This is a genomic window from Engelhardtia mirabilis, assembly GCF_007748095.1.
Taxonomy (GTDB): domain Bacteria; phylum Planctomycetota; class UBA1135; order UBA1135.
On the sequence record NZ_CP036287.1, the window covers coordinates 637,403 to 662,690 of the forward strand.

The 25,288-nt window shown below is 71.7% G+C and carries 15 protein-coding genes; 9 read left to right on the top strand and 6 right to left on the bottom strand.

What is annotated here, in order from left to right; translation table 11 throughout:
- The first annotated feature begins 437 nt into the window (after nt 1–437).
- The gene (locus tag Pla133_RS02415) at nt 438–2,177 is read left to right on the top strand and encodes an FG-GAP repeat protein (protein WP_145062022.1); all 1,740 of its coding nucleotides are present in this window, start codon (nt 438–440) and stop codon (nt 2,175–2,177) included.
- Nucleotides 2,178–2,338: 161 nt separating this feature from the next.
- Here Pla133_RS02415 and Pla133_RS02420 read toward each other — a convergent pair whose 3' ends face one another.
- Complete coding sequence (locus Pla133_RS02420; protein ID WP_145062024.1) at nt 2,339–4,000, bottom strand: aryl-sulfate sulfotransferase; 1,662 nt, start codon at nt 3,998–4,000, stop codon at nt 2,339–2,341.
- Between the two features lie 552 nt (nt 4,001–4,552).
- Between Pla133_RS02420 and Pla133_RS02425 the strand changes: the two genes are divergently transcribed.
- The 5 genes from Pla133_RS02425 (at nt 4,553) to Pla133_RS02445 (ending at nt 11,605) form a co-directional block, all read left to right on the top strand.
- Complete coding sequence (locus Pla133_RS02425) at nt 4,553–5,272, top strand: hypothetical protein (RefSeq protein ID WP_145062026.1); 720 nt, start codon at nt 4,553–4,555, stop codon at nt 5,270–5,272.
- Between the two features lie 247 nt (nt 5,273–5,519).
- Entirely contained in the window at nt 5,520–6,833 is a 1,314-nt protein-coding gene (locus Pla133_RS02430; RefSeq protein ID WP_145062028.1) for a hypothetical protein, read from the top strand.
- Nucleotides 6,834–7,103: 270 nt separating this feature from the next.
- The gene (locus tag Pla133_RS02435; protein WP_145062030.1) at nt 7,104–8,360 is read left to right on the top strand and encodes a hypothetical protein; all 1,257 of its coding nucleotides are present in this window, start codon (nt 7,104–7,106) and stop codon (nt 8,358–8,360) included.
- Nucleotides 8,361–8,471: 111 nt separating this feature from the next.
- Complete coding sequence (locus Pla133_RS02440) at nt 8,472–9,089, top strand: RNA polymerase sigma factor (protein ID WP_145062032.1); 618 nt, start codon at nt 8,472–8,474, stop codon at nt 9,087–9,089.
- A gap of 5 nt (nt 9,090–9,094) precedes the next feature.
- The gene (locus Pla133_RS02445; RefSeq protein ID WP_145062035.1) at nt 9,095–11,605 is read left to right on the top strand and encodes a bifunctional serine/threonine-protein kinase/formylglycine-generating enzyme family protein; all 2,511 of its coding nucleotides are present in this window, start codon (nt 9,095–9,097) and stop codon (nt 11,603–11,605) included.
- 204 nt (nt 11,606–11,809) lie between these two features.
- On the opposite strand, the gene Pla133_RS02450 is transcribed toward Pla133_RS02445, so the two are convergent.
- Together Pla133_RS02450 and Pla133_RS02455 are read right to left on the bottom strand one after the other, a co-directional pair.
- Nucleotides 11,810–13,378, bottom strand: coding sequence for a Kelch repeat-containing protein (locus Pla133_RS02450; RefSeq protein ID WP_145062037.1), 1,569 nt, complete (start codon nt 13,376–13,378; stop codon nt 11,810–11,812).
- Nucleotides 13,379–13,515: 137 nt separating this feature from the next.
- On the bottom strand, nt 13,516–14,376 hold the full coding sequence (locus Pla133_RS02455; RefSeq protein WP_145062039.1) for a DMT family transporter: 861 nt from the start codon (nt 14,374–14,376) through the stop codon (nt 13,516–13,518).
- Nucleotides 14,377–14,511: 135 nt separating this feature from the next.
- Here Pla133_RS02455 and Pla133_RS02460 point away from each other — a divergent pair, with 135 nt between their 5' ends.
- The 3 genes from Pla133_RS02460 to Pla133_RS02470 all read left to right on the top strand — a co-directional run bounded on the left by Pla133_RS02460 (nt 14,512) and on the right by Pla133_RS02470 (nt 19,389).
- Nucleotides 14,512–15,639 carry a hypothetical protein gene (locus Pla133_RS02460; RefSeq protein ID WP_145062041.1) on the top strand — a complete coding sequence of 376 codons (1,128 nt, stop codon included), beginning with the start codon at nt 14,512–14,514 and terminating at the stop codon, nt 15,637–15,639.
- A 72-nt stretch (nt 15,640–15,711) separates the two neighbouring features.
- Nucleotides 15,712–16,503 (top strand): purine nucleoside phosphorylase YfiH/LACC1 family protein, encoded by a 792-nt coding sequence (locus Pla133_RS02465; protein ID WP_145062043.1) that lies wholly within the window; start codon nt 15,712–15,714, stop codon nt 16,501–16,503.
- A gap of 51 nt (nt 16,504–16,554) precedes the next feature.
- Entirely contained in the window at nt 16,555–19,389 is a 2,835-nt protein-coding gene (locus Pla133_RS02470; RefSeq protein ID WP_145062045.1) for an AAA family ATPase, read from the top strand.
- Between the two features lie 12 nt (nt 19,390–19,401).
- Here the strand turns inward: Pla133_RS02470 and Pla133_RS02475 are convergent, their stop codons facing one another.
- Genes Pla133_RS02475 through Pla133_RS02485 form a run of 3 tightly spaced genes read right to left on the bottom strand, consistent with a single transcriptional unit; the run spans nt 19,402 to nt 25,286 of the window.
- Nucleotides 19,402–21,141: a hypothetical protein gene (locus Pla133_RS02475; protein WP_145062047.1), complete on the bottom strand. Its 1,740-nt coding sequence runs from the start codon at nt 21,139–21,141 to the stop codon at nt 19,402–19,404.
- A 24-nt stretch (nt 21,142–21,165) separates the two neighbouring features.
- Entirely contained in the window at nt 21,166–22,929 is a 1,764-nt protein-coding gene (locus Pla133_RS02480; protein WP_145062049.1) for a hypothetical protein, read from the bottom strand.
- 5 nt (nt 22,930–22,934) lie between these two features.
- Nucleotides 22,935–25,286 carry a cytochrome c3 family protein gene (locus Pla133_RS02485; RefSeq protein WP_145062051.1) on the bottom strand — a complete coding sequence of 784 codons (2,352 nt, stop codon included), beginning with the start codon at nt 25,284–25,286 and terminating at the stop codon, nt 22,935–22,937.
- Nucleotides 25,287–25,288 lie beyond the last annotated feature (2 nt).

Sequence of the window (25,288 nt, forward strand, 5' to 3'; positions counted from 1 at the left end):
CCTTGCGAGCCGCTGGACTGCGATACAGAGCTTCGAGTGATGAGGGCTCATCACCGATGCAAAGGCAGGGGCGCAGCGGACCTGGGGGTCGGCCGTGGCAGCCTCGGCTCGGGTGTTCGGCGCTGCGGCTGCATGATCCGTCGGGATTCGAGATTCGAGGTGTAACCGGCGCCGCCCCCGTTCGTCCGTCGGGCAGCGACCGAGACGTGTGTCGATCGACGTCGGACGCCGAGTGGCGTTCACGGCCGGTCGTGGCGATGGAGCTGTAGGCCCTGTCGCGCGCTCCGCGCACGGACGATCGCGAACCCGGGGGGCATCTAGCCTTGTTCGAGATTCATGGATCGAGGAGTGTCTGCGTAGCCTTGGCGAGTGGCGTGGCGATGGCTGTGCTCCCGGCGTCGGTCGTCGCTGCCGCTACGCCTGCGGTCTCCAACGCGATGCTGACTTCAGTGCCGACAGCGGTGCCGACAGCGGTGCCGACAGCGGTGCCGACAGCGGTGCCGACAGCGGTGCCGACCGTGGCGGTTGCGACGGTGTACGCGTCGGGCTGCCAAGGGGGAGAGTTCGGTCAACAGCAGTTGATGACCTTCGAGGGAGCCATGCCTGGCTGGCACTTTGGAGGGACACTTGCTGCCCTGGGGGACATCGACCACGATGGTCACGCCGACCTGGCAGTGGGCGCGCCTCAGGCCGACGTCGATGGGCCGGCCTCGGGTCTGGTGCAGTTGATCTCGGGAGCGACAGGGGAGTTCCTCTACCAATGGACCGGTGGTGCGCCGTTCCAGCAGTTCGGTTTCGCCTTGGCCGGTGGCGAGGTCGATCCGAACGGATGGGTCGAGGTCCTGGTCGGTGTGCCCAGTGGTGAGGGAGGGCTGGGGAGGGTCGACATTCGTCGAACCGACGATGGAAGCCTTCTGCAGAGTTGGATCGGGAGCGAGGTTGGGGCCCGCTTTGGCCATGCCCTGGTGGTCATCGCGGACATCGATGACGACGGATCGAACGACGTGGCCGTGGGCAGTCCGCAGTCGGACGCCGTAGCGACCAACGCGGGGTTGATCGAGTTGCGCTCAGGACGAGATGGCACCGTGCTCTGGTCCCACTCCGGTTCGGCATTCGATCAGGTGGGTGCTGCCGTCGCTCGCGTGGACGACCTGGATGGCGACGGCCTCGCCGAGGTGGTGGTCGGGGTTCCGTTCGCCGACGGAGACCCTGCCTCGGGCGGAGCCTTCAACGGTGGCGCCGTGCGGGTCTACTCCAGTGTCGACGGCGCTACACTCTGGATCACCGAGGGAACCGGGGTCGGCGATCAGCTCGGATTCGACGTGCGGGGGATCGGTGACGTGGACGGGGACGGCCTGGCCGACGTGATCGCGGCGATGCCTGGCGCGGATCTGGCGGGGATCGACTCGGGCGGTGCCTGGGTGCTGTCCGGGGCGGACGGAGCGCTCTTGCTCGAGATCCCCGGTGGGGGGGAGTCGGAGTACATGAGCGCAGTCGATGGTGCCGGCGACGTGGACGGCGACGGCCATTGTGATCTGGTGGTCGGTGCATCCAGCGCGGGGCGGGGCGAGGCTGGTCAGGTGCGTCTGATCAGCGGCGCGACGGGGGCAGTGCTGTGCGTCTTCGACGGTCCGCAACCGAACGACTGGTTCGGAGCTCGCGTGAGCACCCTCGGTGATGCCAACGGCGACGGGGTCGTCGACCTTGCCGTGGGCGCCCCCGGGTTCGAAGACGATGCCCTGTTGCCGGGGAGAGTCCACGTCATCTCGACGCTCCCGATGCCCTTGGCAGCGGATGGACACGAGATCGATGCGAGCGACGGGGGCAGTCGCGCTTTCTCCCTCGATGCCGGGCGCGGGTTCGCTGGCGCGATCTACCTCCTGCTGGGAACCTTGGGTGGGACGGACCCGCCCTTGGTGGTCGATGGTGTGCAGATCCCGCTCGCACCCGACACGGTCTACTTCCCATTGACCTTGGGCAGTCCAGGCAGCGGTCCGGTCACGGGAGCTCTCGGTATCCTCGACGGTCACGGTTCCGGCGCTGCGACGCTAGCCGTGCCTGCGGGGAGTGATCCTGCGCTGACTGGCCTCGTGACCCACCACGCGTACGTGGTCCTTGGCGCCCTGGGTTCGGTGGAGTTCGCGAGCAACGCGGTGCCCGTCACCCTGGTGCCCTAGAAGCACGCATCAGAGTTTTCCGTTGCCTGGCAATCGGTTCTTGGAGTCGTCGGGCTCGCCGGGCAAGACGCCTGCAACGGCCCTGGCGCGCAGCGCGCCAGGGCGACCCAGCATCTCGCCCAGTTCGAGCCAATGCCGCGGGCAGGCCGACGCCGAGCGGTCTACTGGTCTTGGCCGTCGCGCAACACCCGCTGAACGCCCGGATGGTCCAAGGGGTAGCGGGTGGTGCGGAAGATCGCCTGGGCCGGTGCCTTGCCCGCGTGGTCCGGGGGCACGACGTCCCCGCCCAGATCGCCGTAGTAGTCCCAGACGACCCTTCCTGCCGCCGTGACCTCGAACAGCCGTCCCGCTGCACCGCTGCAGACAAGGGTGTTTCCGCTCGGCAGCCGCTGGGCTCCCGAGATGAACGACGAATAGAAGTTGCCCGGGTCACGATAGGACCAGGCCAGTTCTGCGGGGCCGTAGGGGGCGTCGGGTGGAAGGTTGAATCCTCGTTCCCGGTCGAAGGGGATCACCAACTCCTCGACAGAGGAGAATTGCACGTCGCCATCGCCGTGCGCGCGGTTGTTGAAGACCAGCAATCGCAGCTCATCGGGCTCGTCCGAGGCGAGCCAAGTTGGATTGTGCTGATAGAACAGATGCTGGTCCTCTTCACCACCCCGGCCGTAGCGGCGGGGATTGCCCCATCGCCACAGGATCTCACCACCGTGGCCGAACCGGCCTCCGGAGTCGCTGGCGGCCTCTTCGGTGGTGGTGGAGTGGTCGAGGATCCACAGTTCGCCGAACTCGGGCGTGCTGAGCACGATCAGGTCGTGCTCGGGCAGGTAGGCCACGGCATTGGTGTGCAGCATGTCGCCCGACTCGTCGAGAAAGCTGCGGTCGGGGGTCGCGCCGTCGTCGGCGACGGGTGCGCCTGCGACGTAGCCCAGTGCCGCGAGTTGCTCGAACTGAATGCGCTCTTGCTCTCGCTCGGCTTCGGTCAGCGGTCGATCGCGCCGGTGGTCGCCGTTGATGTCGATGCGTCCCGGGTATGCCGGGACGTCGCCGTAGCCCTCGGCCTGGGGGTTGTGGTCCTGAATCAAGTGGTCCCAGGCGTGCCACTCCCACACGACCGCTGCGCCCTCCGGGAGGGTCGGCTCGAGCTCGAAGATCGCGTCCGGCCAAAGACCTGCCGCCCCCACCGCCTTGGGGTCCCGCCCGCGCGCAATGGCCTCGGCGGCGGATTTGCGTTCCCAGACGATCACCAGCAAGTTGCCGTTCGGCAGGGGCTCGATGTCGTGGTGGGAGTGCCGGTTCTCGTTCGCGATGCGGTGGGTCCAGCGCACCGTCCCGTCCGGGGCCAGCAGCTGGAGCCGGCCGCCGATTCCGCCGCCCCGAAAGTGCGGGTCGTCGTCCTCGCGGGCGCTACGAAGGAGCAGCCCGTCGTCGAGCAGATAGCACCACTCCCCCGGCGCGTGGTCGGTCTCCCATGTGTGGACGATCTCGCCGTCCAGGTCGACCAGGTGCAGGGAGCGGGAGTTGATTGGCGCGACGATCGTCAGGCCCGGGGTTGCGCCGGACTCGTGGGTGACCAGTCCGGAGCCCATCTGCCGGAACTCGGTCGGGGAGAGGTAGCCCGGAGGTTCCTCGGGAGCCTTGGCCCCTCGGCCGTCGACCGGCGCGGGGCCAGCGCCAGCCCCACTCGGGTCGGGTTGCTGGATCTGGCACCGAGCGCCGGGTTCTGCGGCGGAAGCGGAGGCGCCGGCCACCAAGAGGGCGAGCAAGATCGTCCGGGAGCGGTCGGCAATGCCTGCGACTCGGCCGGTTGTGGAGATCGAGAGCATGGGGGCAGTCTGGCCGGAATGAATCCCGACTTCATGGGGAACTCGCGGGCCACGCGTGACGTCGCAGCCGCCTCGCTCACCAGGCCGAGGTTCCGCAACCGGGACAAGGACCCGAAGGTGAAGGTTCCTGCCATCTTCGGTCCTTCCTACCCTATGCCAGTGCGCCCGATATCAATTTCCGACCTCCTAGCAGGGGTTCGAGGCTTCCTCGATCCCGTTCTCCGAAGCCCCCGCCCCGATCCTGGTCTCGCCCGTGAGGTCCGCGCTCTGTCCCAGTGGCTGAGCGCGGTCGCCAGCGAACTCGAGTCCGGTTCCCAGAGTCGATCGCCGTTCTCCCCCGGCGCCGGCACTGGTGATCGTGGTCGCGTGACTTCTCCCCACACGTCCACAGCGAGTACATCCACCACTGGCTCCGATGCCACCCAACCTCCCCGTAGGCCGGCCGAGATCACGATCGACTGGCCCGCGCGCCTTCGAATCACCGTCCAGCGATCGGCTCTGAAGTCGAGAGCCTGTGCCCTGGCCAAGGCTCGCCTCGAAGCGGGCGAAGACGTGGCTGGGAGTGACGAGGCTGACGCCCTCCTTTCGGCCGCCTCGGAGTTGCCGCGCTGCAACCTCTGGGCCTTCGATCGGCGTCGAGCGACGCCGACGGCCGAAGCCCTGGAGCTCTGCGCGCAGGCCTACGCGAACCTCTCCAAGGCCGTGGAGGTCGTGCGTTCCGTGGATCGCTGGATGGAGGGCCTCGACGCTCCGCCGGAGAAGCTCCTCTTCCTGGCGGCTGAAGCCCAGTCCTCCCTCTGGGCGGCTCTGGGGGTCGCCGGGGTCGAGAGCGATCCCGATCAACTCGACCTCTTCATCTGGGTTCGCGAGATCGGTGCCGCGCACCGGATCTTCGTCGCACGCCACATGCGGATGGAGGACCCGGCCGATCCCACCAAGTGGGCGGAGTTGGCCGAGAAGCTCGATGCATTCGGTGAGCGCATCACCTCCGAGGAGAAGCAACGCAAGGATCACGACAAGCTGCTCGGCAAGCTCGAATACGAGCTCGGCCGGCTCGAGCGCGCCCATGACGACCCCAGCAAGGTCGTGGCCTGGGACGGCGTGGTGCGGGCCCTGACCGACTGGGTCAGTGGCGGTCGACCGGCGAACAGCCGCGAGATCTGCGACCTCCTGCGCGAGCATGTGGAAGCGATGCCCGAGGGTGTCGAGCTGACCCCTGAGGCGAAGCAAGTGTTGGAGGCCGTCGAAGGCTTGGCCGGAGCCGAGGGCTAGAGCCCCGGCTGCGCGGCGATCCCACGCGGCGATCCCACGCGGCGATCCCACGCGGCGAGAGCACACCCCTTTCCACCGCGGCAAGAGCCCGCGGAACTCCCGGACGGTCCCCGCTGCGCCTACCTGGCGCAGCGGGGACCGTCCTCGTTCGGCACGAACTGCGGCGGGCTCACCCCATCGATGCCACCGCCTGCCCGGATCCGCGACCGGCGCCTGCGAGCCCCGTGGAGAATTCCGCCATTCCCCCGTGCACCCCCTCCGGGTCCGTCGCTGGGAGCGCATCACCCCTCACCCGGAGATCAACGTGCTGCTCACCAACCGACTTCAGACCCGACTGACTGCTCCCCTCACGGCCCTGGTCGCCCTCGTTGGGCTCGCCTCGAGCGCCAGCGCCCAGGGGAGCACCTGTTTCCTCCCCGACCAACTGGACGGCGCGCCCTGCTGCACGCCGGTGGACGCCAACGTGCCCCTGGTTCCGCCCGGCTCGATGCAGGGCACCGGCTTGTGCTGGGACGCCTGCGGCCTGGTCGCGCAGAGCTGCGTGCGCGTCGAGTGGGATGCCTTCATGTTCACGCCCCAGTGCAGCCACTACGAGACCAAGCTGCGGGTCTTCGACTGCGCCGGCGTGACCTTGATGGAGGGCCTGCTCAACCTCGACTACACCCGCACCTGGCAGGAGTCGACCATTGCAGGCGCCATCGACACCCAGGTCTGGCGCTACGTGGCCAAGATCGACTTCTTCGCCAGCTCGGTCGCCACCTCCGCGTGCCCCGTGCCCCCGGACTTCGCCTTCTACCCGACTTCGTTCTGGTACGGCTACTTCGACTTCACGCGGAACTGCGTCACCGGCATCTCCGAGAACGCCCTCGTGCTGTTCCACAACTGTGACGCCTTCATCCACCAGCAGCCGATCTCGTCGCAGCCGGGCACGATCCACCCGACCTCGACCTACGCCATCGTCGCTCCGGATACGGCGGCCAACCCCTTCGTCCCGGTCTCCAGCCCGCTCGCGGCCGGCATCGTCATGGGTGAGGCCATCCGCAGCACCGCCAGCCCGATCCCCGGTGCCTGCCTCGCTGAAGAGCCGATCCTGCAGGGCGCGTTCCTGCCCCTCGGCTTCGGCTGCCTCTGCCCCCTGATGCTCGGCGTCGCCACCAACACCGCGTCGACCTTCTCCGGCGCGGGCGCCTGCGGCGGCGGCTTCCAGAGCCTCAACTTCTGGCCGGTCGCCCCCTGGCTGGACTTCACCACGACCTCCATCGGCCGCTGGACCACCGGCGCCACCTACCCCGGCCCCGAGCAGGTGCACGTGGGGGAAGGCCTGTTCCTGTACCGCGAGCCCTGCGATCCGACCGGGATCGTCACCAACTCGATCGACGTCTTCTACGGCGGCATCACCGAGGGCGGCTACCCGGTCTTCGGAGGCTCCCCGATCTTCGCCTTCACCAACCGCCTGATCGACCTGGCCTCGAACTACTCCTCGAACCTGCCCGGCCCGGTGGCCCTGCCGATGGTCGGCACGGTCAAGCCCACCGAGCACCTGATCTACGTCAACTTCTGATCCTGGACGACGGACCTCGATCGAACCGGCTTCGATCGAACGGGGGCCCGCGCTCCGGGAAGAGCGACGGCCCAGGGAGAGAGAGCGGGGCGGTTGGCGCGAGCCAGCCGCCCCGCTCTTCGTTCGCGAGGTGCGGGCAGACCCCGACCGCCGAAGTGCGCGGAAGCCCGCCACGCGCGGGGGAATTGGCCACTCGGATTCCGAGATTCCCGTACAGGTGGTGACGGACCGTCGCTGGCACGCACGACCCCTTCCAATCGGAGGCTTCCCATGAAGCTCGTCTCGAACCTCGCCCCGCGCACCGTCGCAACCATGGGGCTGTTGATCCTCTCCACCGCCCTCACCCCGTCGGCCGAAGCGCAGAGCCCCTGCTTCCTCTTCGATCAACTGGAGTCGGCACCCTGCTGCGCGCCGGTCAACCTCAGCGTCCCGGCGTTCGGTCCCGGCGCCATGCCGGCCACCGGCCTGTGCTGGAACGCCTGCGGCCTGGCGGGCCAGAACTGCATCTCGGTCGACTGGGATCCGATCGCGCCGACTCCCCTGTGTGGCCACTACGTCACCAAGCTGCGTGTGACCGACTGTTCCGGCATCGTGCTCATGAGCGGTGCCCTCGAGCTCGACTACACCCGCACCTGGGAGGAGACCGCGGTCCCCGGCACGGTCGGCACCCAGGTCTGGCGCTTCGCCGCCAAGATCGACTTCGGCGGGAGCTTCACCGCGACCCCCGTCTGCCCCGTGCCGCCCGATCTGGGCCCCTACCCGACGTCCTTCTGGTACGGCTACTTCGACGTAGCGGAGGACTGCTTCGCGGGGACCGTGGAGAACGCCCTGGTGCTGTTCCACAACTGCGATGCGTTCACGCACCACCCGACCCTCTCCTCGCAGCCCGGCACCTTCCACCCGACGAGCACCTACGCCATCGTCGCGCCCGACACACCCGGCAACCCCTTCCTGCCGACCTCGGCCCCCCTGCCCGGTGGGCCCATCGTGGCCGAGGCCATGCGTCGCCTTGACCCGTCCCTGCCCCCCGGCGTGTGCCTCGCCGAAGAGCCCGTGCTCCAGGGTGGCCTGATCCCGATCGGCTCCGGTTGCCTGTGCCCCCTCTCGCTCGCGCCGGCCCAGAACACGGCCTCGACCCTCTTCGGCAACGGCGTCTGTGGCGGCAGCTTCCTGTCCCTGAACTTCTGGCCCGTGGCTCCCTGGCTCGATTTCACCACGGCGTCGATCGGCACCTGGACGACCACCGCCAGCTACCCGGGCCCCGAGCGCGTCAGCGCCGCGGAGGGCGTCTTCCTGTACCGCGACGTGTGTGACCCCACGGGCGTGCTCGCCCAGTCGATCGACGTCTTCTACGGCGCCGTGACCCAGGGCGGCTACCTGGTCCTTCCGACCTCGCCGATCGCGCCGACCACCGATCGCTTCATCGACCTGGCCTCGAACTACTCCCACACCCTCCCGGCCCCGGTGACCTTCCCGGTGTTCGGCACCGTCAAGCCGACGAAGCACCTGATCTACGTCAACTTCTGAGCCCCGCGGGCCCGCGGCGCGACGATCGTCGCCGCGGGCCCTGGCTTGCGGCCAGTGGCCGCTCACGATCGAACGTGGCGAGTAGGATCGGGTGGACCGCTCCCGACCCCGATGGACCAACCCCCCCCCGGCCACGAGACCCTCGACCTCCTGCACCAAGCCCAGGGGGGCGACCGCGCCGCCCTCGAGCAGGCGCTGGCGCGCTGCTACCCCCACGTGCGGCGCATCGTGCACGAGCGGCTGGGACCGGGTCTGCGGCGCTACGCCGAGTCCGGCGACGTGGTGCAGGAAGCCATGGGGGCCGTGGTCCGCGGCTACGACCGCTTCGAAGCCCGCGACGACGACGCCCTCGTGCGCTGGATCGCGCGGCTGGTGGAGAACCGCATCCGCGACCTGGCCAAGCACCACGGCCGGGCCAAGCGCAACGCGGGTCCCCTGGTCGCTCTGGATGGCGGCGACGGCTCCGACTCGGCACCGGGCTTCGACCCCGCGCGCTCGTCGCTGACGCCCTTGGAGAAGGTCGCGGAGGCCGAGTCCGCCGCGCGCGTGCAGCTCGCGATCACCGCGCTCGAGCCGCGCCACCGGGACGTGATCCGCGCCCGCAACGAAGGACGCACCTGGGCGGAAGTCGCCGAGCACCTGCAACTGGCCAGCGAGGGCGCGGCGCGCATGCTCCACGCCCGCGCCATGGTGGCGTTGATGGAACGCGTCGGTCACGACGACGAGTAGTGACCATGGGCATTACCCAAGACGACGGCGGTGCGATCTCGGCCGCGGAGATCTTCGCCGGCTACCTGGCCCAGCGCGAAGACGACGACGCGCCCGAGTTCGAAGCACTGATCGGCGAGCACCCCGAGCTCGACAGCGAGCTGCGCCGCATGCACGACCTGTGGTCGCGGGTCGAGCCCCACGTGGGCCGGCTGATCGGGGACCGCCCAGTGCTGCCCAGCAGCGCCGGCACACCGCCGCCGCGCGAGCGCTACGAGATCGAGGGCGAGCTCGGTCGCGGCGGCATGGGCGTCGTGCTGCGCGTGCACGACGGCGCCCTGCGCCGCGAGCTGGCGCTCAAGGTCGCGCGGCCCGACAACGGCCCCCTGGGCGACCGCCGTCGTCGGCGTTTCCTGCGCGAGGCGCGCATCACGGCCAGGCTGGCCCATCCCGGCATCCTCCCGGTGCACGAGATCCACGTGGATGACACCGGTCGGGCCGCCTACTCCATGCCGGTGGTGGGGGGCGATACCCTCGAGGTGATCCTGCGCCGCGTCGCCGAGGGCGATCCCGAGTGGTCGCGGGAGCGCGTCCTCGGCGTGCTCCAACGGGTTTGCGAAGCCTTGGCCCACGCCCACGAGCGCGGCATCGTGCACCGCGACCTGAAGCCCGCGAACATCATGGTCGGGGCCTTCGGCGAGACCTACGTGGTCGACTGGGGCCTGGCGCGCTCCGACCGCGACGGCGACTCCGCCGACGGCACCGCCCTGGATTGGACGCCCGCGCTCGACCCCGACGCGGCGCCGGGGCTGACCTCCGACGGCGACGTGGTCGGCACGCCCGCCTACATGGCGCCCGAGCAGGCCGACGGTCGCATGGACGACGTGGGCCCGGCGTCGGACACCTACGCGGTGGGGTCCATGCTCTACGAGCTGCTCGCCGGGCGGCCGCCCTACCGCGGCGGCGGCGCGCGCGAGATCGTGGACCGCGTGCGCGCCGGGCCGCCGCAGCCCCTGGAGCGCTTCGACCCTACGCCGCCGGCGGAGCTGGTGGCCATCTGCGAGCGGGCCATGGCGCGTGAGCCGCGCGAGCGCTACGCGTCGATCGGCGCCCTGGCGGACGACCTGCGCGCACACCTGGAGGGCCGCGTCGTGAGCGCCTACGCCACCGGTGGCTGGGCCGAGCTGACCAAGTGGATCCAGCGCAACCGCGGCCTGGCCGCGGCCCTGGGCACGGTGGTCCTGGTGACCCTGATCGGCCTGCTCGTGATCCTGCACCTGCAGCGCCAGCGCGCGCGCGAGGGCCTGCTCGCGGCGGATGGCTACAGACTGCGCGGCTACGTGGCCGAGGCCCAGGAGCTGTGGCCCGCGGTGCCCGCCACCATCCCCGCCATGGAGGCCTGGCTCGAGCGGGCGCGGGTCCTGGCCGGTCGTCGCGACGAACATCGCGCGCGCCTGGCCCGGACCAGCGGCGAGGGGCGCGACGAGCTGGTCGAGCTCCTGGCGGCCTTCGATGGACTCGCGGGACCCCAGCCCGACAGTGATGGCGGCCTGATCGCCGACGTCGAGCGACGCGTGGCCTTCGCACGGACTCTGGTCGAGCGCACCCTGACGCCCGTCGCCGACGGCGGGACCACCTGGGCCGACGTCCGCGCCGCCGTCGCCGCCGACCCACGCTTCGACGGTCTCGACCTCGCGCCGCAGTTGGGCCTGGTGCCGATCGGCCCGGACCCGCGCACGGGCCTGCATGAGTTCGCCCACCTCGCGAGCGGCTTGCCGCCGGTCCGCGATCGATCGGGTCAGTTGGTGCTCGAGCCCGCCTCGTCGATCGTGCTGGTGCTGATCCCCGGCGGCGAAGCGACCATGGGCGCCTGGCAACCGAGCGACGAGCACCCCGAGGGCAGCCCGCACGTGGACGCCGCGGCCAGTCCTTCCGAGTCGCCGGTGCACACGGTCTCGCTCGAGCCCTTCCTGATCGCCAAGTACGAGCTGACCCGCGCCCAGTGGCTCCGGATCACCGGCGAGCTGCCGATCCTGGACTGGGAGCGTTCCCCCGACATGCAGCTCCCGGTCTGCGGCCTCACTTGGCGCATGGCCATGGACGCGGCCAAGCGCATCGACCTGACCCTGCCCACCGAAGCCCAGTGGGAGTACGCGGCCCGCGGCGGCAATCCCGGCCGCTGGTGGGGCGACGGCGGCGACACGCCCCTGGCCGAAGCCGAGTGGTTCGGCCCCGACGGCCCCGCGCCCGTGGGCACGCACCTGCCGAACCCCTTCGGCCTGCACGACACCATGGGCAACAACTTCGAGTGGGCCCGCGAGCGGCGCGGCGACTACACCGATCCCGTGGAGCCCGGCGACGGCGCCCGCGCGCGGCCCCGGCCCAGCGTCTACCGCCTGGTGCGCGGCGGCTCCTGGGGCATTCCCGCCCACCTGGCCCGCGTGTCGATGCGAATGGTCGACGGCCCCGACTCGGCCCGCGCCGTCAACGGCGCCCGGCTGGCGCGCGCCATCCGCGCCGAACACCTGGGATCTTGAGCCGCCGGCTCGCACGGTTGCTCGGCCCCCGTCCGCGCCCGAATGCCCGCGGCGAGCGCCTGACCACCGCGAAGCTCTGGCTGACGCGAACGCACATTCGCCGCGACCGACTGCCCGCCGCGACCGACTGCCTGATGGGAACGCTCGTCCGCCGTGATCGATCGCCCGTCGCGACGGACAACCCGCCGCGACCGACGCGCGCCCTCAGCGAATCATGATGTCGGACTTGGGCCCATTCGGCTGGGCCAGGCCCGAGCCGGGGCCGAGGAACAGCACGCGGTCGGCGTTCTCGAGGCCGACCATCGCCGCGCCCATCTGGTCCTGGTTCAGGGTGCCGACCAGGGACCAGGACGCGAGGTTCGAGTCGATGCTGTAGACGTTCTTCTGGTAGACGGCCGTGCCGGTGGCCAGGTCCAGGGAGGTCAGCCCGTTGCCGAGGATGTAGTACACCCCGCCCATGCCGTCGTCGACGCAGATCAAGTGTCCGCAGCGGATCAGCGCCGGGATCGACGGCAGGCCCGACCACAGCTCGGTCAGCGCGTCGAACTTGAAGGCGTCGTTGAAGACCGTCGTCGACTGGGTGGAGAAGTCGATCGTGGTGCCGCCGGCGATCATGCCGTCGCCGTTGGCCATGCGGACGTTGCCGGTGTGGAGGCGTCCGCGGGGCAGGAAGTCGGTGGGGGCGATCTGGTCGGTCGAAGGGTCGAACAGGTAGCACTCGCCGGTCGACTGGGCGACTTGACCCGCCGCGCCGCCCTTGACGCCGCCGATGATCAGCACCTTGCCCGAGCCCAAGAGGATCGCGTCGGGCATGGTCAATGGAGCGGGCAGGAGCGGGCCCGCTGACCAAGTGCGCGTCAGCGGGCTCCAGATCTCGGTCGTGGCCTGGGGCGAGGCGACGCTCGCCGGCCAACCGATCGGGTGGGTGGTGGTGAAGTTCGAGCTGCCGCCGACCACGAGCACGCGCCCGTCGTTCAGCTTCGTCATCGTGTGCATCACCCGCGCCTGAGCCATGGGCGCGATGTTCGCGACCGTGCCGCTGGCGACGTCCACCAGGGTGACCTCAGCCGTCACGCCGCCGACGCCGATGCCGCCGCTGAGCAGAATGCGCCCGTCGTCCAGGGTCACCGCGCGGTGGCGGAAGCGCGCCGTGGGCAGGTCGAGGCCCGCGGGGCTGAAGCTCTGGGTCTGCGGGTCGAAGAACGACGAGCGCGCGGTCGGCGTGCCGACCACCAGGGGATCGACCAACACCCCGCCGAGGGCCAGCACGCGACCGTCCTTGAGCGTCGACGCCGAATGCCACGCGCGCCGGGCCACATCGGCCGTGAGGGTCGGGAACACGTCGCCGGATCCGCCCAGCACGAACGACGTGCGGTTGGAGACCTGGTCGACCAATGTCAGCAGTCCGGGCAAGCTCACGGCCTGGGCGAAGAGCGGCAGGCCGGCGAGGACTGGGCTCGCCGGCAGGCCGTAGCTGGCGCCAGCCTTGCCCGTGCCGTCGAGTCCGCCGACCGTCGCGATCGTGAAGAGGTCGAGGCCGACGCCGAGCAGGCGCGGGTCCAGGGGGTCCAGCAGGGACAGGGGCGTGGGCCCGACCTGGAACGAGGGCAGGATCACGTAGGCCGCGCCCGGCGCGCCGCCCTCGAGGGCGAAGTCGACGGCAGAGCCGAGCACGCCGTCCGAGAAGCTCAACTGGAGCTGGGCGGCGGCGGGGCTGGCGCAAAGGGCGGCGGCGGTGAGGGCGGCGAGCGGTCGCAGGGGCAGACGACCCATGGAGGACCTCCGGGAAGGGGCCACGGCGGACCTCCTGGAAGGGGGCAGGGGGGGGCGGAACGAAGTCGCCCCTAGAAGACGGGCGGGACCGCGCCCGGGTGCCTTTCGATTCTGCTTCGAGGGCGCAGTTGGCGGGGCTACCGAGTCGCTTCTGTCTTCGGAGGCGCGAGGATCACGGCCGCGACGCCCCCGAGGGTCAGGACCCCGGCCGCCAAGAGGCGCGGCGTGGTGGCCTCCCCGAGCAGGACCACGCCCCCCGCCGCTGCCACGACCGGCACCGCCAACTGCACCACCGCGGCCCGGGTGCGGGTCAGGCCGCGCAGCGCCGCGTACCAGATCACGTAGCCGACACCGGAGGTCAGGGCGCCCGAGAGGCAGGCGAGAACCAGGCCCTCGCCGTCGATGCGGCCGCTGCCGAGGGCGAACAGGCCGACACCGGGGACGCCGGCCAGGACAAAGTTGCGGGCGGTGGCGCGCACCGGCGAGGCGACCCCGCGCCCGAGCAGCGAGTAGCCGCCCCAGGCGACCCCGGCGACGACCATCAGGGCCGCGCTGACCGGAGCCGGGGCGCTGGCGCCGGGCGCCAAGAGCCAGGCCAGGCCCCCGATCGCCGCCAGGATCCCGACCGCCTGCGCGGCGCCGAGGCGCTCGCCGGCGTCGAGGCCCGCGCCGATCATCGTGATCTGGACCGACCCGAACAGCAGCAGCGCTCCGATCCCCGCGTCGAGGCCGACGTAGGCCAGGGAGAACGCCGTCGCGTAGACCAACAGGGCCACGGACGCGCCGAAGGGCCACGGGGCGCGCGGCCGCTCCCGGTCGCCGACGAAAGCCAGGGGCAGCAGCACCAGCGCGCCGCTCGCCAGGCGCAGGCCGGTGAATGCCAGGGGATCCATGGCGCCCCCGCGCAGGGCCGCGCGGCACAGGAGCGAGTTGCCGGCGAAGGCGACCAGGGTCAGGACCGTGAGCAGGATCGTCGTGGTCGGCCGCGGCTTGGGCATGGCGGCAGGTTAGCGGCTGGCCCGCACGGATCCGTGGGCCAGCGCTCGCCGCCCGGTCGCCGGGGGCGCCCTTGCGGATCCGGCGATGGGCGCGGAGGATCCAGCCTTCACCCCCGCCGTGTCCATCGACCTCCCATGAACTCCATCGCCCGCTGCGTGCTCCCCGGTCTCGCCTCCCCCGTCCTCGGCCTGCTGCTCCTGGCCTCGGGCGCCGCCGCCCAGAACTGTGGCACGGCCACGCTGCTCAAGAACGACAGCCTGCCCAACGTGCCCGCCGGCCAGGTCACGGTCTCGATCGTGCCCGGCCTGTGCGAGAACGAGGCGGCCGCGGCGGTCCTGACCCTGCCCAACCCGGGCACCTCCTACGACGTCGGTCGCGTCTCCGTCGGCTTCGGCAACCAGTTCGGCATCAACGGCAACACCGCCGTGGCCAACATCGAGATCTACGACGGGGTCAACTTCGTCGGCGCCAACGCGATCCTCGGTCCCAAGGTCTTCGACTTCGCGAGCGACGTCGGCGGCAACGTGCAGCTGACCAGCACGGGCCTCAACGAGTTCGACCTCTCGCCCTACGGCGTCACTGTGGGCGCTTCCGGCAACGCACAGATCGTGGTCGCCTGCCGCATGCTGATCAATCCCAATGGCAACTGCGCCTCGGGCTTCAGCACCAACTTCTTCACCGACAACTCCCAGGGCGGCTTCTTCGGTTGCGACCCGCTGATCACGCCCCAGGGCAAGAACCTGATCGACATCCTCGGACAGGGTTGGGTCGATCCGGCCCTGGCGACGGTCACCGGCCTGCCCCTGTGCCCGCTGTACTACTCGGGCAACTGGGCCATCCGCGCCTGCGTGACGCCGAACTCGCCCACCAACCCGCTGCAGGTGCAGGTCTCCGGCAGCCCCGCGGTCCCCGGCGGCTTCATCAACCTGACCTTCGACGCGCCCGGCTACGCCGGCGTGCCCTACGCCGCAGCGGCGTCCTTCGGCACCTTCCCGGGCATCCCGATCAGCTCGGGCGTCCCGCCGGTTCCGAACGTGGTGCCGCTCAACCCCGACGGCCTGTTCAACCTGAGCCTGACCGCGTCCGGCACCTTCGTGAACTTCTTCGGCCTGATCGGAGCCGGCGGTAGCGCACCCGGCATCGTGATCGTGCCGCCCGACCCGACCCTCAGCGGCCTGTCGTTCTACGTGGCCTTCGTGACCATCGCGACCTCGCCCGCGCCCTGGGGCGTCTCGGCTCCGGCGACCTTGGCGATCCAGTAGGCGGGGCTTCCCGGTAGACCGGGCTCCGATCCGCAGCGCGCGACGCGCTCGGGCAGCCGCTATCCTCGCGGCGTGCTCGAGCGCGTCGTGCATTCCAGCGGGCTGGTCGGCTACCGCTCCGCGGTCCTGGCGGGCCACGGTGTCCCGCACCTGTTCACCACCCGCGTCGGAGTGGGGGGCGACGAGCTCTGCGTGGGCAGCCTGTCCGATCGCGATCACCGCGCCCTGCGCGAGCTCGCCGGCGCGGACCCCGGGGTCGGCCTGGATTGGCTGCGCCAGGTCCACGGGGCGCGGGTGCAGCGGGTCGACGAGCCCGACCCCGCCGGCGACGACGCCGGCGACGCGCTGATCTCTGCGCGCCCCGAGCGCATGGTCCTGGTCTACACCGCCGACTGCGTGCCGATCCTGATCGCCTCCGACGGCGGCGCGCGGGTTGCGGCCGTGCACGCCGGTTGGCGCGGGCTGGTGGCCGGGGTCATCCCGGCGGCCCTCGATGCCTTGGGCGGCAGCGAGCCCGTGGCCGCCATCGGCCCCTGCCTCGGCGGTGCGCGGGCCGAGATGGGGCCCGAGGTGCTCGAGCAGTTCGAGCGCGCAGACCTGGGCGCGGCGCTGATCGGCGGCGAGGCGCTCCCCGCCGGGCGCGGTCGGGTGGAGCTGCGGCTGGCCGCGGAGCTGCAACTGCGCCGGGCCGGCGTGGCTTCGATCGACGTGAGCGACCGCTGCACCTGGACCCACGCGGACGAGCTGCACTCCCACCGCCGCGACGTGACCCACGGGCAGCGTCCCCGCGCCGGAAGGCTCGGCGCCATGGTGGCGCCCACGCCCAGAGGCGGCGCTCGGCCCGTGGCGGCGACCCTGGGCTGACGCTCGCCCTATCATCGGCGCCCCGGCGACGACCAGGCCGGACCCCCGACGATGCAGCAGTCCGACGAGCACGAGCGTGAGAGCCTGGCCGCCTACGGCCTCGACCTGGTGGCGGAGTTCCGCGAGGGGCGCCTTCCGCGCGCGCGGTCCGTGGACGCAACCGTCCACGCTCTGTGGGAGATCGTGCACGCGCCCACGGGGTCGCGCTCGGCGGTGCTCTTGGGCGAGTCCGGCACGGGCAAGACCGCCGTCGTCCAGGAGCTCGCCGCGCGTCTGGCCGAGCTCGAGCCCGAGCGCGACTGGATGGTCGTGCGGGTGACCAGCGGCGAGTTCCTGCTCGGCACCAAGTACATCGGCGAGTGGGAAACGCGCCTCGCGCGCTTGGTCGAGCTGGCCAGCCGGCCGCGTTCGGTGGTGGTCTACATCCCCGACGTGGAGCTGCTCGACGGCGTCGGTACCACCTCGACCAGCGACTCCAACGTGGCGAGCCTGCTCACGCCCTACCTCGAGTCGGGCCAGGTCTGCGTGGTCGGGGAGTCGACGCCCAGTGGCTTCGCCGCCGGCCTGCGCCGCGCGCCGGGCCTGCGCCGACCGCTGCAACCCCTGCGCCTGGCGCCCACCGACACGCCCCAGACCCTGCGGGTGCTCGAGGGCGTCGGCGCCGACCTGGGGCTCGAGGTCCCACGCCCGACCCTGGAGCGCCTGGTGGAGTTCGCCGACCTGTTCGGGGTCGCCGGCGAGCAGCCCGGTCGCAGCGTCGACCTCCTGCGACGCGTGGCCGAACGCGCCGACGGCCCGGTCTCGCCGCGCCTGGTGCTCGAGACCCTCTCGGCCACGACCGGCCTGCCCACGGCCCTGCTCGACGACGACCAGGCCCTGGACCCGAGCGCCGTGCGCGACTTCATGACGCGCCGGGTGATGGGGCAGCCGCGCGCGGTCGAAGCCGTGGTCGACCTGGTGACCCTGGTCAAGGCCGGCCTGACCGACCCGCGTCGGCCCCTGGGCGTGATGCTGTTCGTGGGGCCGACCGGCGTGGGCAAGACCGAGCTGGCGCGGGCCCTGGCCGAGTACCTGTTCGGCAGCCCCGAGCGCCTCCTGCGCTTCGACCTGTCCGAGTACGCCAGCTACGAGTCCTACGAGCGCCTGATCGGCGGCAGGAACGACGGCACCCTGACCGGTGCCGTGCGCGAGCGGCCCTTCTCGGTGGTGCTGCTCGACGAGGTCGAGAAGGCCCACACCAACGTCTTCGACCTGTGCCTGCAGCTCTTCGACGCCGGCCGCTTGACCGACGGCAGCGGCCGCACCGTCGACTTCCGCCGCACGATCGTGATCCTGACCAGCAACGTGGGCTCGGCCGTGCGCACCGAGGCCAGCGTGGGCTTCAGCGGCGAGAGCGGCCCGCGCGCGCCCGAGACCGAAGACGTGCAGCGCGAGCTCGAGCGCTTCTTCCGCCCCGAGTTCCTGAACCGCATCGGCCAGGTGGTGCATTTCGCGCCCCTCGACCTGGACACCGCCGAGCAGATCGCGCGGCGCGAGCTGAACGACGTGCTGGCGCGCAGCGGCATCGCCCGCCGCGGCCTGCAGGTGGACGTGGATCCGGCCCTGGTGGCGCTCTTGCTCGAGCGCGGCTACTCGGCCGCATTCGGCGCGCGCCCGCTCAAGCGCACCGTCGAACAGCAGGTGCTCTTGCCCCTGGCGCGGGTCATCGCGCGCAGCCCGCGGGTCGGTGACGAGGTGCTGCACCTGACGGTCAAGCACGGCGAGGTGGCCGTCAAGCTCGTCAGCCAACCGGCGGAGGAGGGGCGAGAGGCTCGCCTCGTGCCGGTGCCGCGCCAACGCTCGGTCGACGCCGCGCCCGAGTCCGCCAGCCTCGAGTCGGCCCGCGCGGCGGCGGCTCGGCTGGTGGCGCGGGTCGAAGACCTGGAGCGCGCCGCGCTCCCCGTGGTCGGGCTGCGCGGCGAGTTGGTCGAGCGCTCCGGCGCCCCGGACTTCTGGAGCGACCGCGACCTGGCCCTGGCGGACCTGGACGCCCTGCACCGCTGCGACGGCCTGCTGACGGAGATCGAGGGCGCGGTCGACCGCGCGCGGCGGGCGGCCGAATGGGCCCTGCGCACGACCAAGCCCCGCGACGCCCTGGCGGTGCTCGACCGCGTGGAGGACCTCGATCGGCGCACGCGGCAACTGGAGTTCCTGGTCGCCCGCGATCCGCGCTCCGAGCTGTCGGACGCCTTGGTGGAGATCTCCCTGGTACACCCGTCGGGCGAGGGCGAGGGCCTCGACGGCGTGGGGCGCGTGGGCCGCATGGTGCGCGCCTGGGCCCGGCGGCGCGGCTACGCCGTACGCGTGCTCCACGACCGCGTCGGGGGCGAGACCTACGAGGACTCGGCCGTGCTCGCCATCGACGGCGCCGGGGCCTGCGCCATGCTGCGCGGCGAGGAGGGGCTGCACCTGTTCCGCTCTCAGATCGACGGCCAACGCCCGGGCCCGCGACGTGCCCGCCGCGAGTCGGTGCGGGTGGACGTGCACCCGGCCGACCTGAGCCTGGCCGCGGATGAGGTCGGGGTGCAGTGCAGCGCCCTGCCCTCGCCCCACGGGCGCTTCGATCGGCGCCCGAGGTTGGAGGTCGTCCTGACCCACCGGGCCAGCCGCGCGCGCCTGTGCTGCTGGTTCCCGGGCGCGCGCGAGGAGGTGGGCGAGACGCTCGGGGGTCTTCTGGCCGCGCGCGTCGCCCGCATGGCGGCGGAGCGGCAGCGAGCCCAGGCGGTCGTGCGCCGCTACGACCTGGACCCCGAGCCGCGGGTCAGGGACGTGCGCACGTCCCACAGCTCCAACCAACTCGCGCGGGTGCTCGAGGGCGGCATCGACGAGTTCCTGCCGCCCTTCTGAGCCTGCGCGGCCTCAGTCGCCCTTGCCGTTGGGGTGGCAGGAGTAGCAGGCCGCGGAGTTGTAGGAATAGCCCGGAACCTCGTCGGGCTTGTGCTTCTTCTGCGTGTCGACGGCGTTGTGTTCGTGGCAGTCGATGCACGAGAACACCGCGTAGGTGGCCGGGTTCGTGTGGCACTGGGTGCAACTGAAGTTCTTGTGTGCCCCGGTCTTGATCGGGAAGTCGTGGTTGAAGACCGCGTCGTCCCAGTCCGACGTGTTGTGGCAGGCCTGACAGGTCGTGGGGTAGCCGGCCGCGATGTGATTGGGGTCGTTGGCGCCGGTGTAGTCGGAGGCGTGGCACGAGAAGCAGTCCGACGAGAGTCCCGTGAAGGTCCCCGGGCTGTGGCAGGCGGTGCAACTCGACAGGTTGTGACCGGCGGTCAGGGGGAAGAACGAGTGGTCGATGTTCGCGTCGCCCCAGTCCGAGGTGTTGTGGCACTCCTCGCAGGAGGTCGAGAAGCCCGCCGTGACGTGGTTGGGGTCGCTGGCGCCGGTGTAGTCGGAGGCGTGGCACGAGAAACAGTCGGACGACAGGCCCATGAAGGTCCCCGGGCTGTGGCAGGCCGTGCAACTGGCCAGGTTGTGCCCGGCGGTCAGCGGGAAGAACGAGTGGTCGACGTTGGCGCCCTCCCAGGTCGATGTGTTGTGGCACTCGTCGCAGGCGGTCGAGAATCCGGCCGTGACGTGGTTGGGGTCCATCGCCCCGGCGTAGTCGGAGGCGTGGCACGAGAAGCAGTCGGTCGACAGGCCGGCGAAGGTCCCCGACCCGTGGCACGCCGAGCAGTCGCTGATGCTGTGCCCCGCGGTCAGGGGGAAGAAGGCGTGGTTGAACGCAGCTCCCTCCCAGCTCTGGATGTTGTGGCACTCGTCGCAGGAGGTCGAGAAGCCCGCGGCCACGTGGTCGGGGTCGTCGGTGCCCGTGAAGTCGTCGGCGTGGCAGGAGAAGCAGTTCGTCGACAGGCCCGAGAAGACCCCGCCGGTGTGGCAGGCCGAGCAGTCGCTCAAGGCGTGTCCGCCGGTCAGCGGGAAGAAGTTGTGTACGAAAGTCCCGCCGCCCCATTGGGTCGGCTGGTGGCACTGCTCGCAGGAGGTCAGGTTGCCCGAGGCCACGTGGTCGAAGCTCTGCGCGCCCAGGGCGTCCTCGAGGTGACAGGACTCGCAACGGGTGCTGACGCCGGTGAACTGTCCCGCCTCGGCGGCCGGGTGGCAGCTGGCGCAGGCCGTGGCCAGGTGCGCGCCCTCGAGGGGGAAGCGCGTCGACTGGTGGTCGGCCAGGATGCCGCTCGGGAACCAGTCGAAGGTGTCGTGGCACTCGGTGCAGGTCGCGCCCAAGCGCCCCAGGTGCGGATCCTGGTGGCAACCGCTGCAGCCCTTGGCCGCGTACCACTGCACCGGGCCGCGGTCGTTGTGGCAGCGCAGGCACTGGGCGCCGTCGTGGGCGCCGTCGAGCTCCACGCCGGTCTCCGCCAGGTGGTCGAACTGGAAGTCGGCGCGGATCGTGCTCCAACCCTTGCCCACGTGGCACAGGGAGCAATCGGCCGGGAAGGTGTCGTGGGGCACCACGGGCCCGCGCTCGTCCCACCACCCCTGGCGCGGTCCGTCGGGCCCGCGCAGTTGCAGCCCACAGGCGACGAGCAACGCGACCAACAGGCCCGCGAAGGCCTTGGGGTGAGCGATGCGGCGGGTTGAGCTGGGAGTGTTCGAAGGATCCATGGCGGGCCGTGGGTGCTGCGGATGTCAGAAGCGCAGGGAGGCCGTGAGGCCGACGACCATCGCGTCGGTGTCGGTATCGAACACGCGATCCACGTTGGCGGACAGGCTCCAGTCGTCACCGATGCGGGTGTCGAAGCCCATTCGCACGGAGTGCTGGTCGTGGGTCTCGAGGGCCGCCTGCAGGCCCGTGGGCTCGAAGCGCAGGAAGGAATAGCCCGCGCTCAAGTTGCTGCGCTCGAAGACCGGCCAGTGGGCGTCGAGGCCCACGCCGATCTGGTCGTTGTAGCGCGTCTCGTTGGTGCGCGCCGAGATCGACAGGCCCGTGTGCCAAGCGTCCAGGTTGTTGCCGTTCGCGCGCAGGGTGTAGCCGCCGCCGGTGTCTTCCGAGTCCTGGAAGCGCTGCACCCCAGCCTCGAGGCGCCAGTGGCTCGTCGCCCGCCACCAGACGCGCCCGCCGAAACGATCGACGGGGCCCTGGCCGAGGACCAGTTGCGGGTCGCCGTACAGCTCGTTCTTCTTCAGATCGGCCAGGGAGAAGCGCGTGGCGAAGACGCCCAGGCCCACGCTCTGGCCCAGGGGGCGGTCCACGTTCAGGTAGTACTCGGTCAGGTCGAAGCCCGCCGGCGTCGAGGCCGTGGACGAGGCGTAGTAGTCGATCAGGGCGCCGCCGCGGATCATCCAACCCGCGGGGCGCGCGTCGAGCCCGACCACGATCAGGTTGCGGTCCGAGCTGCCCTGGAACCACGTCTTCTGCAGGCCGAGGGTCACGCTGCCCAGGCTGCGGTCGCCCAGGGGTTGGTCCACCGACACGGCGACCTGGGCCTCGTCCGCCTCGAACGGGGTGGCGCTGGTGTTCAGGTCCGGGATCAGACCGATCGACGCGCCCCAGCGCCGATCGCCCCCGTCGCGGTGGCTCAACTCGACGCCGTCCAATCGCCCCAGGCGCGAGAGGCCGCGCTGGGAGAAGCGCCCGACGGTCAGGGACGTGGGCCGCTCACGGTCGCCGCCGATGCTGTAGGCCAGCTCGTCCACGCGCCCGATCAGGTCGCTGTCGTCCTCCACGTCGGCGGAGTAGGCGCGCCACAGGGTCTCGGCGTCCAGGGTCAGCTCGCCGCCCTGGCCGAAGGGGTTGGTCGCGGTCAGGTCGGCCCCGAACACCAGGCGCGAGCTGTCGACGTCGGTGCCGTCGCTGGTCGCGGTCACCGCGCGCAGGCGCAGGCGGCCGGAGACCATGGGCTCGCGCTCGGCGGGCTTGGAGCCCTCGGGCTGGGCCAGGAGCGGCGCCGCCGGATCGCGCGTGCCCTCGCCTTCGGTGGCCGCCCAAGGCGGGTGGGGGACCGCCTGCACGATCGGCTGCAGCGGCGGCGCGTCGCCGTCCGAGTGCGTGCCCGCCCGTGGATCGACGACCTTCGCCTGGGGCTCGGCGCTGAAGCGCTCGCCGGGCACGAAGACCTCGCCCAGGGTGTCGCGCGGCGGCGGCTCGCCCGGGGCGAGCACGCGCGCCCGGCAGCTCGAGGCGGAGACCATCTCGATCTCGGCCTCCACCGGCGCCGCGCCAGCGGGCGAGAGGCGCACGGTGTCACCGACGCGCAGGCCGTCGTTGCGACCGGCGTTGAGGTAGACGCTCTCGGCGATGGAGTCGGTCACGCGCACCTCGACGCGGCGCTCCTCCATGCGCTCGACCGCGGGCGCTGTGCTGCCCGCCTCCGCCCCGCCCTCTGCGGCAACGGCAGGCTCGAGCCCGAAGAGGCCCAGCGCCGCGGCGACCAGCAGCCCTTGTCCCGTCATGGCCCTCATCGATCACCCACCGTCCCGTGGCAATCGGCACAACTGTGTGCGATTGGCTTGTAGCGAACGGCGCTGCCGCCGCCCTCGAGGGGCCAGGCGTCGTGACAACTGGCGCAGGCCAGGTCGCGGTGGTTGGCGTCGAGGGCGAAGCGCGCGTCCTCGGCGTGGTCGAAGGTCAAGCGCGCGTCGCCATCGTGGCAGCGCAGGCAGCTGTCGCCGCGAACGTCGCCGAACTGCGCCACGTGGGGGTCGGCGTGGCAGTCGTAGCAGCGGCTGCCGCGCACCAGACCCAGGTTGCGTGGGCCGTGGGCGCTGACGGCGGGTCGCTCGTGGCAGCCCGCGCACTCGAGGCCCGCGTGCCCGCCCTCGAGCCCGATCCCGGTCCAGCGACCGTGGTCGAAGTCAATCGTCGCGGGGGCGAAGGCCTCCGAGCCGTGGCAGGCGGAGCAGTCGGCGACGGCGCCACCGACCGGCAGCAGCGCGCCGCCGTGGGCGTCGGCGTGGCAGTCGTCGCAGCGCGTCATCGAGGCGCCGAAGAGGTCCGAGGCGCGGCCGAAGCGGCGCAGGTCGGCGTCCGCCGTCTTGGCGGGGCGGTGGCACGTCTCGCACTGGGCCTGCGCGTGGGCGCCGACGAGCGCGAAGCCGGTGCGCCCGTGATCGAAGGCGGCGCGGTCCACCTCGCTGAAGGTCGTGGCGCCGTGGCACTCGGCGCAGTCGGTCGGCGCGGCCTGGGCGTTCGAGGGGCTGGCCAGGGCCACCGCGGCCTGGGCCAGGAGCCCGTCGTGCACGTCCGTGTGGCAGGCCGCGCAGTCGTCCTGCAACCCCGCAAAGCGCAGCGGGCCGCTGTCCAGGCGCTCGGTGTGGCAGGCCGCGCAACCCACCGCGCCGTGGGCGCCGTCCAGGGCGAAGCCGGTCAGCCCGTGCTGGTCGAGTCCGAAGTGCGCCGGTCGGAAGGCGGTGTCCGAGTGGCATTCGGAGCAGCTCGCGCTCGCGAAGGGACCCCGGTCGAACTCGCCCCCGTGGGCGTCGTCGTGGCAGTCCGCGCAGCTCGTGCCCACGGCGTCGAAGCGCAGCGCCTGCTGGGGCGCGCTCGGCTCGTGGCACGCGGCGCACGCGAGGTCGGTGTGGGCGCCGTGCAGGGGGAAGTCGGTGCCTCGGTGCTCGGCCAGGCCGAAGCTGGAGGGCGCGAACTCCGAGGTGGCGTGGCAGGTGGCGCAGGCCAGGGGCCCGCGGTCCTCGAACTCGCCCCCGTGGGGGTCGGTGTGGCAGGCGGCGCAGTCCTCGCGCTCGCGGCCGGGGAAGCGCTGGCTGAAGTCGTGGGCGACGTCCGCGGCGGCGCCGTGGCAGTCGGCACAGCCCAGCTCGGTGTGGGCGCCGTCCAGCTCGAAGCCGGCCCGGGCGTGGAGCTCGGGCGTGACCCGCGCGGCCACGGGCCCGGGCGGCGCGGGCGCGAGGCGCTCCTGGGTCAGCTCACCCAAGGAGAAGCCCCCGTCGCGCGGATCGTGGCAGCCCCTGCACGAGGTCGCCGGCTCGGCCGAGAAGAAGAAGGCCGCGGCGGCGAGCAGGACGTCGGTGTGGGGCTGGTCGTGGCAGGCGTCGCAGCGCTCGGCGCGGCCCGGACCCTCGCGGTCGAAGGAACGCTCGATGCTCCAGTCGCTGCCCGGCTCGTGACAGGTGGCGCACTCGAGGCCGGCGTGGTCGCCGCCGTCGTCGAAGCTCGCGTGGGCGAAGCTCGGGGGCGGACCGAAGCTCTGGGTCTGCACGTGGCAGTCGGCGCAGGAGTTGCCCAGCTCGCCCCCGTGCACGTCCTCGTGGCAGCTCGCGCAGGAGGCGTCGAGGCCACCGAAGCGCCGGGTGCCGTGGGCGAGGACCAGCACTTCGGAGGCGGCGTGGCACTCGGAGCAGGCGATCTCGGTGTGCTTGCCGGCGAGGTCGAGGCCGACCAGCGCGTGGTCGAAGGCCATCACGTCCGCGACGCCAGCGGCGGCGAAGGCGGTGTCCGAGACCAGGCGGAACTCCGCGCCGTGGTGCTCGCTGTGGCAGGTACCGCAGGCCTGGGCGCTGGCGGGGTCGAGGGTCCCGTGCAGGCCGCGGCGCAGGTCGAGGTCGCTCTCGATCGCCTCGTGGCAGGTGAGACACGCCCCCGCGAGGCTTTCGCCGAAGCCGCCGTGGCAGCGTTTGCACGAGCCGGCGCCGTCGAGCTCGTCGAGGCTCGCGTGCACCGCGCTCAGGGGACCCGGCGAGGTCTGCTCGAGGTCGCGCGAGAAGAGCACGACCACGAAGCCGGCCGCGGCCAGGGCCAGCCAGAGCTCCGGGCGCTTCCACAGGGGCGCCCGTTTGCGTTTCGAGACCGCCATCG